5 protein-coding genes and 1 pseudogene are annotated in these 11,977 nt (G+C 59.5%); all 6 read left to right on the top strand.

Going from position 1 to position 11,977, the window contains the following annotated elements; all coding sequences use genetic code 11:
* Positions 1-938 (top strand): hypothetical protein (locus PHP59_RS08680; protein ID WP_300166072.1); only part of this gene is annotated, 938 nt, incomplete at its 5' end.
* Positions 935-4,060, top strand: a complete 3,126-nt coding sequence (locus tag PHP59_RS08675; RefSeq protein WP_300166070.1) for an AAA family ATPase — start codon at positions 935-937, stop codon at positions 4,058-4,060. The genes PHP59_RS08680 and PHP59_RS08675, both read left to right, overlap by 4 nt.
* Before the next feature lie 476 nt (positions 4,061-4,536).
* Positions 4,537-6,612, top strand: coding sequence for a TerB N-terminal domain-containing protein (locus PHP59_RS08670; RefSeq protein ID WP_300166068.1), 2,076 nt, complete (start codon positions 4,537-4,539; stop codon positions 6,610-6,612).
* Positions 6,613-6,628: 16 nt separating this feature from the next.
* A complete protein-coding gene (locus PHP59_RS08665) occupies positions 6,629-7,939 on the top strand; it encodes an ATP-binding protein (RefSeq protein WP_300166066.1) in 1,311 nt (436 codons plus the stop codon).
* Between the two features lie 77 nt (positions 7,940-8,016).
* Positions 8,017-10,146, top strand: coding sequence for a DEAD/DEAH box helicase (locus tag PHP59_RS08660; RefSeq protein ID WP_300166064.1), 2,130 nt, complete (start codon positions 8,017-8,019; stop codon positions 10,144-10,146).
* 74 nt (positions 10,147-10,220) lie between these two features.
* Positions 10,221-11,977: pseudogene (locus PHP59_RS08655) on the top strand (PD-(D/E)XK nuclease family protein); the annotation flags it as partial.

Genomic DNA, 11,977 nt, shown 5'->3' with positions numbered 1-11,977 from the left:
CGGAGAACGTCCATATTCTGGCAGATGACAGACCGGAAGTTGTCTTCTTTGAGAAAAATGGGGTAAGAAAGGCGGCCATCGTCGGGATGAGTTATCCCCGCTCATCAGTCTGGGAGAACCTCGCCGCGACGTTCCCGGAGAAAGAGACTGACTGGCCCTTCACCATCGGCCTCCTCCACGGCACGCTCGGCAGCAGCACCGGCGAACACGTCTCCTACGCCCCCTGCTCGGAAGAAGACCTGACCACAAGGGGGTACGACTACTGGGCCCTCGGGCACATCCACATGCCCACGGTTGTCCGCAAGGCCGACCCTGCAATCATCTACCCCGGCATCCCGCAGGGGCGCGACATCGGCGAGTCAGGGCCGCGGGGGTGTTACCATGTGGCGGTCAGACCTGACGGCACCATAGTACCCACCTTTGTGGAGACCGCGGAGATCTGCTGGGAGGACGCCGCACTCTCTATCGACGGCATCGACACCCTCGACGACCTCTACACCGCCATCCTGGAGACTCTCGACGAGATACGGGAGAAGAGGGGCGGCCGTCAGGTCTGCTGTCGCCTCACCCTCACCGGCAGGGGGGAGGTCCACCGCTCTCTCCGGGAGAAGGGGGCGGCCGACGGCCTTGCCGACCATCTCAGGGAGGTCGAGCCAGAGGTATATATCGACCGGATCACCGACCGCACGGCCCTGCCTATCGACCGCGAAACCCTCGCCCGGCGGGAGGACCTCGTCGGCGACATCCTGCGGATCTCTGACGCACTCCAGCAGGACCCACACGCCGCAGAGACCCTCATGCCCCTCTTCCAGGACCTCGCCGATGATAAGAGGGGAAAGAAGTGTGATCCCCTCAGCCCCAAGGAGATCCCCGACCTGATCCGAGAGGCCGAGACCTATCTCCTCGACCTCCTGCAGCCCGAGGAGGAGAGAGTATGAAGATCAAGGAGATCTACATCGACGGCTTCGGCCACTTCCACAACACAAAACTCGATGCACTCTCCCCTCACCTCACCGTCATCACGGGGCCGAACGAGGCGGGAAAGTCGACCCTGCTTGAGTTTATCCGCCGGATGTTCTTCGGATTTAAAAAACCGGGCCCGAACGCCTACCCCGCTCTGAATGGCGGGGATAGGGGAGGGTGGCTGCGACTGACCACGCCCAATGATGGGGCTGTGCTCCTCGAACGCTCAGAAAAGCGGACCGACCCCTTGCTTGTCTCTGCCGACGGAAGCCCTGCCGTCTGTACCCTGCCCGACCTCATCGGCACGGCCGACCGGCAGTTCTTCGAGAATGTCTATGCCTTCGGCATCGGCGAACTGAGCGACTTCAAGAGTCTCTCTGCCGGATCGATCCAGAACAGGGTGATGAGTGCCGGCATCGGGATCACCAGAGGCTCGATCGCCGACGTCCAGGCAGAGATCCGGAAGGACCAGGACGCACTCTTCAAACCCGGGAGGGCCTGGAAAGATATCAGGATCAAGGAGATCTTCTCAGAGATCACCGACCTGGAGAAGGACCTGCGCCACTGCACCGGGACGCAGGAGGAGTACGACAGTCTCCAGTTCGAGTTGAAAGAATTAGAGAGCACTCTTGCAGACCTGAAAGACGAGGAGAAGACGATCAGGAAGAAGATGCAGGACGCCTCAAACCTGCTCTCCGTCCGGGACGACTGGGTCGCCTATACCGAGACGAAGAGACATCTGTCCGATCTCCCTGAGGTCGCCCCTATCCCTGAGGACGGCGTTCAGATCCTCAGGGGTCTCGTCGAGAAGGCCGGGGAACTGGAGGAGGAACTGAAGGCGTGCCGCCGCGATCTCCGGCAGGCCGCCCAGGACCTCGCCGGGTGCACTGTCGACGAGGTGGTCTGTACCCACGCCGACAGGATCCATGACCTGGAGAACGGCCTGAAAAAGTATCTCGCCGATCTGGACTCGTACGACGAGGCCGTCAAGGAGAGGGAGAAACTCGTTGAGGAGGTCGCCACCCTCTCCGGGCAGGTCGGCCTGCAGGGTGAGGCCCTCGCCACCTTCGACGTCTCGGCCCGGACCCGCCAGAAGGTCGAAGATTTCCGGGTCCGTTTTTCCGGTCTCGACGAGGAGGGCAGGACCCGGACACCTGAGGCCGGTCGCCTTGAGGGAAATAAAAGGGAGGTGCAGGCAGGGATACAGAGAGACGAGGCGACTCTCTCCGCCTTCCCCGTCACCGGATCACTCGCAGAGGTGCAGAAGAAAAGAGCGGCCCTCGACGACCTGAGCGTCGAGGTCCCGGCCTGGTCGAAGGCGAAGGACGAACTCGACCGTCTCATCGAGACGGAGGCCGAGATCGGGACACAGCTGAAACAGGACGCGGCAGTCCGCGGGGTTTCTCTCCCCCGCTGGCCGGCCCTGGTGATCGTGGCGGCAGGTGTGGTCGCTCTTGCCGGCGGAGCGGTAATGGACTCCCTCATCGTCGGCGGCGGTATCTTCCTCCTGATGCTGGTGCTTGCAGGGATCTACCTCCGAGGTATCGGGAGCGCGATGCCTGCCGACATGCCGGCAGGCGACGACGTCCTGGACATGGCCCGGGTGCGGCAGAGAAAGGAGACGGCTCTTGCCGAACAGGAGGCGGCGCTCAGGAAAAAGGCAGAAATGTGCGGTTTCTCAACTATCCCGGATCTCTCCGCGATCAATGCCCGACGGTCTGCACTGGACAGGGAGGTGCACACCATCCAGGAGAGGGAGAGGCTGGAGAAAGCCCTGCAGGTTTCCCGCACGACGTACGCCGGTCTTGCTGCAGACCTCGAACGCGTACAGGCGGCCCTTGCCGCGAATGCACAGGAGAAAAAGGAGACTGGCAAGGAGTGGCAGGCATGGCTGCATGCCGTCTCCCTCGACGCCTCTTTCACGCCGGAAGTCGTCCTTGGGATCATCCCCAAAATCGAGACGGCACAGGACAGGATCAGGGCGCTGGACGCGGCCGGGATCCGGTGTGCGGGACTGAAGGAGACGATCGCAACGTATGAGAAGGCGACAGGGGAGGTCGCTGCCGCCATCGGGGCCGGCCCTGCCCCTTCGGTCGAGGTGCAGGTGCAGAACGCGGTGGCGTCCCTTGATGAGCAGAGTGAGTGCAAGAGGCGGCATGAGGACCTGGTGCGGGAGTACGCCCGGATCCAGAAGGAAGAGAAATCGATCGTTGAAAGACAGGAAGATGTGGCCAGGAAAAGGGCCGACCTCTTTTTGCAGGCATCGGTGACGGACGAGGAGATGTTCCGGGAGCATGCCCATATCCTGGATGAGAGGAGCAGACTTGTGAAAGAGGAGGCAGGGGCCGAACTCCGCCTGAAGAAGGCGGCGGGTGGAGACCGGGCCTTCCCGGCCTTTGTCACGCGTCTGGAGAGCACCGAACGCGTCGATCTTGGAGAGACGGTCGAAGAGTGCAGGGGGCGCCTGGAGGAGATCGCATCTGAAGGGGATGAGAAGAGGGAAAGGCGCGGCCGTCTCCTGAAAGAGATCGAAGAACTCGAAGGGGACAACCCCGCGGCCGCCGACGAAGCGAGACTGCGGTGTCTCCACGACGACCTCACCGAGGCCTCCCGTGCCTGGGCGGTCAGGGTGATCGCAGGCCACCTCCTCCACCAGGCTATCGAGAAGTACGAGAAGGAACGCCAGCCCGCGGTCATTCAGGAGGCGACCCGGTATTTCAGCGGGATCACAGGCGGGCGCTACCAGAAGATCTACCGCCCGATCGATGCCGAGGCCGTCGTCGTCGAAGAGGGGAGCGGGAACAGGAAGGAGATCACCGACCTGAGTCTCGGGACGGCGCAGCAACTTTACCTTGCGCTGCGGTTCGGCTATATCACCGAGTTCGGCAAGCACGACGCCGCCCTCCCGGTCGTCTTCGACGACGTCCTGGTGAACTTCGACCCGGACAGAAAGGAGAGGGGGTGCCGGGCGATCGCCGACCTGGCCGGGAAGATGCAGGTCCTCTACTTCACCTGTCACCCGGAGACGGTCGAGCTCCTCACCGAGGCGCGGCCTGATGCACGGGTTATTGACCTCAGCAAGGTCGGCGGGAACTGATCGGCCATCTTCTTTTTTTGCACCGCTCTCCCCGACCTCACGGATCCAAACTCCGACGAGAGATCCAGACATCCAGTCAAGCAGAGATGTACAAAGGGCAGCAATTCCATAAATGTGGCACCATAAAAGGGATGAAAATGATAAGGCATCTATACGATGAGTAATATTATGTATCGTGTTGACGTATGTCAGGCATATTTGGTGTTCTATTAATTCTCCTTTTTATATTCGGGTTGTTCATTCTCCTTGTTCTCCGTGCTTCACAAACAAAAACCGAAAACGTACCTCATCCCCCGGACAATACGAAAAAATCTGAAAAAAGCCCGGATCAGGAGACGCGAAACCTCAAGGCGGCTACGAACAACACTGTACCTCATCCCCCTTCATCCACGCAGGGCACGACGCCTGCTGCCGTTCGGAATGCAAGGAAAGCAGGTACACAGACCTCACAGAAAAATGTCCTTCTCTGGGCCGGGATGCGCACACCCATCACGCTCCATGGATACACCATCAACGATCCTCTCACCTACTGGTCACACGGCAGTGTCTCTCCCGACGAAGCCTCCTGCCTGGACACAACGCTGCCATCAGGTCGACCATATAATTCCGACACTCCGTCTCTCCCCTACTGGCCGCGTTATTCCCAGATCACTCCCGACCAGAGGGCGAGGTACCTCTCATGGCTCTCGACCGGGAAGACCAGAGATCTCGACGAGATCGGGTATGCCTTCCTGTACTTCTACGGACTTGAAAGACGGGCACTCATCGACGGAAAAGACCATGATCTGATCGTACCCGAAGTTCGGCGTCTTCTGGACAGATATCGTACATCACATTCATTCAATACATATCTCGGTAGTTTTCTCGCATATGTGGCAGCACTACGACTGGAAACCCTGACCGAGGGAGATCTCAACGAGTACTTCCCGGACATGACCGAACTCACCGAAGCCGGGACGCGGGTCGCACTTGCCTGGTATGCTCAAAAAGAGAAACCAATCCCCTGGCAACTGGCCTACAGCGTCGCACGCCACTTCTCCGGGACTCCCATCCCATCTGTGGTTAAGAAAGAGACCTCCTATCTGGAAAGAGTATTCCAGACACGATATCTTTCCCACTTCGATGGCGGCCTTTGCGTTGGTCCTGCAAAATCTCTCAATAAACTGGAGTATAAACCAGCCAGCCCAAGTATTCTCACATATCTCCCCGATACACGAGGGATGACTCATGTATCCTGTCTTATTCCCCATCCCCTCGGGCGCAAAAAGCAGTTCAACCCTCTGTTTACCCTATGGGAGAGTTGTGTACAGGAGATCAGACCATTTTTAACCCAGATCTCAAAAAGCGGTGGGGCAATGACAAGGCAGGCATATGCCTGCCTGCCAGAAGAACTGAGATTGACGATTCCCCACCCGGATCAGGATGCCTGGGACCGCCTCTTTACGGATCACAGAGAGGAAAATCCATGGGCACGTGTCCCTGTCTCCGCCCTTGCCAGCGTCGTCGAGATCGAAAAGCGCGACCGACTCACCTCCACACAGAGCCGGGACCTCTCCCAGACCGTGCACGACGGCGGGTATGTGCTCCTTCCCGACCCCCGCCATGCAGGGAGCGGGTATCAGTGGGAGGAAAAACTCGTGCTCCTCCCCCTCCCTGCCGACGACACAGGGACTTTGAGCCCATCATTCCCTTCATATGCCCTGATGCTTGAACTCGGGATTGGGATCGCCGCCTCAGACGGCCGTGTCGACCCCGAAGAACGTGCACACCTCCGCGCATATTTTGGCGAGACGCTCACACTCACACCCTTCGAGCACCAGTGCCTTGAGGCACTGGAAGATCTCTATCTCCAGAATCCCCCCTCACTGACGCGGCTTGGCAAGAGACTGAAAGAAGGACTTGAACCGGAGACGCGTCTCTCGGTCGCTCAGTACCTCGTCGAGATGGCCAGGGCCGATGGAGATGTTGATCCCAGAGAAAAAAAGAGCCTCGACCGGATCTTCAAGGCGATGGAGATCGAAGAAGGATATTTACAGTGGCTCCTAGCTCGTACCGGAAGCATTGATCCTGCAGATGCTCCTGTTGTCGTTCGCAGCGGGACGGAAACTACGGGCGGGGAACTCATCCCCACGCCTGCCGCAGAGGCCACCCCTTCCTTCGCCATCGACAAGGGGGCCGTTGCCCGGATCCTGGATGAGACCAGAGAAGTCTCAGAGATCCTCGGTGAGGTCTTTGCAAAGGAGGAAACAGAGTGCGGAGACTTTGTCTTCGACAGAGAGAAGACACAGGGGGATATCAGCGTACAGGTGACGTCCTCCTCAGGTCATGGCATGGAGGGGCTTCAGCCCCGCTATGTGCCGGTCCTAGAAGAACTTCTCACCGCAGAGGTCTGGACAAAAGATGAGTTTGTTCATCTTGTCCAGTGTCACCACTGCATGCCTCAGGCGACGCTTGAAGCGATCAATGTCTGGGCTGAAACAGAACTGGGAGATTTTCTTCTTGAAGATGAGGATGAATCAATACGGGTCTACCGGGACCTGATCTCTTCATGAAGGGGTGAATGAAATTATGGTTCAGATAAAATCACGTGAACGGAACGCAATTATCCAGTCTTTGCAGGCAGGCGTCGTCCCCCGGATCGGCCTCCAGCACATTCAGGTCGGGAGAAAAGATGAGATCAACGCGATCATAACGGATCTTGACCGGATTACCGATGAAGGGGCCACAATCCGTTTTGTTATTGGCCGTTACGGTTCTGGAAAGAGTTTTTTCCTGAATCTTTCCCGCCTCGTCGCACTGGAAAAACAGTTTGTGGTCGTCCAGGCAGATATCACGCCCGACCGCCGCCTCCATGCCACAGGAGGGCAGGCCAGGGCATTGTATACCGAACTGATACACTCCATGGCCACCCGCGCAAAGCCTGAAGGCAGTGCTCTTGCAAGTGTGATCGAGCGCTGGGTCTCAGACCTCGACTACCGTCTCAAGCAGGAAGGAAAAGGGGACGCAGAGGTCGTCCACGCAATCCATCAGGAACTGCTGCCTCTCCAGGACCTTGTCAGCGGCTACGACTTTGCCAGTGTTATCGGGCGGTATTATGAGGGTTTCCAGCGGGGCGACGAGATTCTCATGTCCTCCGCTCTCAGATGGTTGTCCGGGGAGTATGAAACAAAGACAGAGGCACGCAACGACCTTGGCGTCAGGACAGTCGTCCGGGACCAGAACATCTACGACTACCTCAAACTCTGGGCGGCTTTTGTCAGGATGGCAGGATACGCAGGGCTCATTGTCAATCTCGACGAGATGGGAGTGCTCTCCCATCGTCTTAACAGCACACAGGCACGGAACGCAAATTATGAGATGATCCTGCGTATCGTGAACGACTGTCTGCAGGGAAGTGTCTCGGGTATCGGGTTTATCTTCGCAGGGACAGACGAATTTTTTGCCGATCCACGCCGGGGGATCGCAAGTTACGAGGCTCTCGCCTCCCGACTCAATGAAAACGAATTTGCAGTCAATGGTTTGAAAGATAACTCCGGCCCGGTGATCAGGCTGGACAACCTCACCCCCGAGGACCTCTTTGTCCTATTCCACAATATCAGGAATGTATTCGCCAGAGGGGACCCCTCTGTGTATCTGATCCCTGATGAGGGCATCACACAATTCATGGGTCACTGTTCAGGGGTACTGGGAGCGGAGTTCTACCAGACCCCCCGAGAAGCCGTGAAAAAATTTGTCGGGTTGCTCTCTGTGCTTGAGCAGAACCCCGGAACACGCTGGGAAGACCTCCTTTCCGGACCGTCGACGATGCCATCTGGAGATACACCAGAGAGTGAGAGGGTTCTTGGGGACGACGACGACCTCGTGACCTTCAGGTTGTAAGTGAGCAGGAGGAGAGATATCTGGTACGAGACGCCTTTTCCCTGCTCCATCCGGCAATACAGAGGGAACTGTACAGGATGCGCTGGAGCGAACTGCGCCAGATCCAGGTCGAGACCATCTTTGCAGTCAAAGATGGCACAGAGCACCTGATCATCTCTGCAGCGACGGCATCGGGCAAGACCGAGGCGGCCTTCCTCCCGATACTCTCTGATATTATTGGGCGGCGAGAGGGAGGGATCAGCGCACTCTATGTCGGTCCGCTGAAGGCCCTCATCAATGATCAGTTCAGGCGTCTTGAGGATCTCTGCGAGGCGGCAGAGATCCCGGTCTTCAAGTGGCACGGGGATGTCGGGAGTGCACAGAAAAAACGGTTTCTCTCAGAACCGTCAGGGGTGCTCCTGATCACGCCCGAGTCGATCGAGTCCCTCTTCATCAACCACTCCTCAGAGGTACACCTCCTCTTTCGATCCCTGCCATTCATTGTCATCGACGAGATCCATGCCTTCATCGGAACTGAGCGGGGCATGCACCTGAAGAGTCTCATCACAAGGATCGCTCAGATCAGTGCGTTAAGACCCCGCATCATTGGTCTTTCCGCGACACTGGGCGATCTTCCTGCAACACAGAGGTGGTTGTCGCCCGGAGATCCGGAGAGCGTCCGGATAATCGCCGGCCATGGAGGAGAGAAGGAGATCTCCTTCCTGATCAAGGGGTATCTCTTTGATACAGTTTCAGAAGATGACGGAGACGAGGATCCGGCCCTCATAAAACTCTCTGAAGATGTCATCAAGCATTTCTACGGAAAAAACAGCCTGATCTTCATTAACAGCCGGTCGAAGTTGGAACTCTATACAGATCAAGTGAAAAGGTCCCTCGAAGAGGAACAGTTGCCCAATCTCTTCAGGATCCACCATGGGTCTCTCTCCAGAGTCGAGCGGGAGGAGACAGAGACGGCCCTGAAGTCCGGGCGCCCGACTGCGACATTCTGTTCGAGCACTCTTGAACTCGGCATCGATGTTGGAGATGTATCCCGGATCGGACAGATCGGGGTTCCGTGGTCGGTGCACTCTCTCTGCCAGCGCCTTGGAAGAAGCGGGCGGCGGGAGGGAGCACCGGCGGTCATGATCATGTTCGTGCCGGAGTCGCAGAAGGCTGAGATGGATCTTGTCGATCGCCTTCATCCCTCTCTTCTCCGTGCACTTGCCCTCTCCAATCTCATGCTCCGTGGGTGGTGCGAACCTCCCGAGATAGACCTGCCACATTACTCAACCCTTATCCAGCAGATCCTGAGTGTGATCACCGAACGAGGCGGGGCCGGGGCGGCCACCCTCTATAATGTACTCGTGGAGAGAGGGGCTTTTTCCTGGGTGACACCGTCCGAGTTCACCGGCATCCTGCGGAGCATGGCCGAGTCCGATCTGATCGAGCAGGATCCCGAGGGGCTGTTGATTTTAGGATTACGGGGAGAGAGGATCGTCCACCGTATGGACTTCTATGCCTGTTTCCCGACGGAGCCGGAGATGAAGGTGCTCTGGAAGAGCAAACAGATCGGGAGCATCGCACCGACCTATGGTATAGAGGCGCTGGAATATCTGATCCTTGCAGGGCGGCGCTGGGAGGTCCTCAATGTCGACCTTGAGAGGAAAGAGATTCTTGTTCAGCCGTCGCACGGCGGCAAGGTGCCATATTTCTCGGGGGGAGGAACAGTTGATATTCACCCGGTCGTTCACCGGACAATGCGGGATCTGCTTCTCTCAGACACTGTCCCCGCATATCTCGATACACCGGGAAAAGCGCTCCTTACCTCGGCCCGATCTGTCGCCCGGTCCGTCGGCGTTGCCGGGTTCGATCTGGTGCCGGTCTTGAATGGCACATACTGGTTTCCCTGGGCAGGATCGGCCGCCCTGCGTACCCTCATGATCCTCGGGTCGTGCTGGGGAGGTTTCGATGTCCTGGAGAGAGGAATTGCTCTATTCTATCAGAGAGCATCGCCCGACAGGGTCATGAATTTTTACACAGATATTCTCTCGACGTGTCCATCAAAAAACGAGATCGCACAGAAGTACGGTGATCTGGTCCGGGAAAAATATGATTCCTATGTGCCGGAGACGCTCCTTGTGAAAGGGTTTGCAGAGAGATATATCGAAACGCAGGTTGTCCCTCCACGGACGGTTGCTCCTTTTGAACAGGAGGAAAAACACTGTTAAGTGATCGAGGCGATAGCTCTTCACAAACAACAACCTTCATCCTCCCTCCTCCCCCATCCTCTCCCGAAAAGACCATGCCCGTCACCCTCTACCCCATCCTCCCCGGCGACCGCCTGGACGAGTTCATCGCCGCCTTCCGTGCCGCCGCAGCCGCCGACCCCTTCGGCAGCTGGCTCGTCCTCCCTACCGGCAGTCTCGTGCGGGAGGCCCTCCACCGCCTCGACGAAGAGGACGCCGCCGTCATCACAAGCAGGGTGACCACCCTCGCCGGGTATGCCCGCACCCTCTTCGAGGACCACGCCTCAGGCGAGCGCCTCATCGACGAGACCGAGGCGACCCTCATCCTCACCCACCTCCTCGCCAGGCATGCCGACCGCCTCCCCCTCCTGACGCACGCAGGGCGGGGCAGCCCGGGGACAGTGCAGGAACTCAGGAGCCTGATCACCCAGATCGCCTACAGGCAGGTGGCCTACCCCGAGGCCCTCGGCGACCTGCAGGGGGAGAAGAGTGCGGAGATCGCGTGGGTGCGGGACGCCTACAGGGAGTACCTTCAAGAGCACCGCCTCGTCAGCACCGCCCTGCTCCTCCTCTGGGCAGAGCGCTGGCTTCTCGACCACAGCGAGGCAAGCACCGGCACCGTCTGGGTCTATGGCTCCATCGAACAGCTGCCCCTGGAAAAAGCGCTCGTCTGCGCCATCAGGGACCGGGCGGCGCTGCTCCACTACGCCCTCCCCACCGTCGGCGGCGACGGGGGCGCGTGGCTCGGCGAAGTTGAACGGGTCCCGCCGCCCGCGGAGGCCGACCCCCCGCGCCGCCAGGTCGCCGGCCTCTTCTCAGACACCACGTGGACCGCCGGCGATCAGATCAGGGTCGCACGGTGGAACGACCGGGTCGATGAAGTGCGGGGGATAGCCGGCGAGATCAGGGCACTCCTCGACGCGGGTGCAAGACCCGGGGAGATCACCGTCGCCTTCCCTGACCTCTCCCGCGGGGCGGCACTCGTCGCCGAGGTCTTCCCCGACTTCGGGATCCCCTATGCCCCCTCAAAAGGCCTGCCTCTCACGCGCTCTCCCCTTGTCCAGGCCCTCACGACCGTCCTTGCAACCCCTGCCCGGTCCTACCGGCGCGAGGATGTCGTGGCCCTTCTCACCTCCCCCTATCTTCACCCGGCAGGCCGGACCGACGGAGACACCGTGGACGCCCTGGCACGGGAGGCAAACATCGTCGGCGGGGCCGACGCCTGGGACCCGCGTCTTGCCGCCCTTGCCGAGGGTCAGGACGACAGAAAAGTGACAGAGATCGCCGGGGTCAGGGAGAGACTTGCCGATCTCTTCGCCGACCTGGCCACCCTCGACGGCACCCGCACCATCCCCGAACACCTCGCCGCCTTTCGCTCGCTCCTCGACCGCTGGGGATGCGGCCACCTCCCGGCAGGGGGCGACCCCGTCCTCTGCGCCCAGGAAGGGCGCGACCTCGCCGCCTTCCTCCAGGTCCTCGACTCCCTCGCCGATGCAGCGCCCGGAGTGCCGGCCCGTCCGGTGAACCTTGCCGGGTTTTTTTCCACTCTGAACTTCCTCCTTGCCGGGGCAAGGGCCGCTCCCCCCAAGAACCGCAATGCCGTGCAGGTCGTCGGCATCCGCGAACTCCAGCACCTCTCTGTCCCGTACCTCTTCATCGGCGGCCTCCTCGAAGGCGATATGCCCGACCTCACCACCCGCCTCCCCTTCACCAACGACCAGGAGGCGAGGCGTCTCGGGACCAGGACCGGCGCCGAAGTCCTCAGAGAGGAGCGGGCCTCCTTCGTCGCCGCCCTCCTCGCAGGCCGGCACGT

Origin of the sequence: Methanofollis sp. (genome assembly GCF_028702905.1) — an archaeon.
GTDB lineage: Archaea > Halobacteriota > Methanomicrobia > Methanomicrobiales > Methanofollaceae > Methanofollis.
The sequence above is the reverse complement of the archived record's forward strand: the minus strand, read 5'-3'. Positions and strand labels throughout refer to the sequence as shown.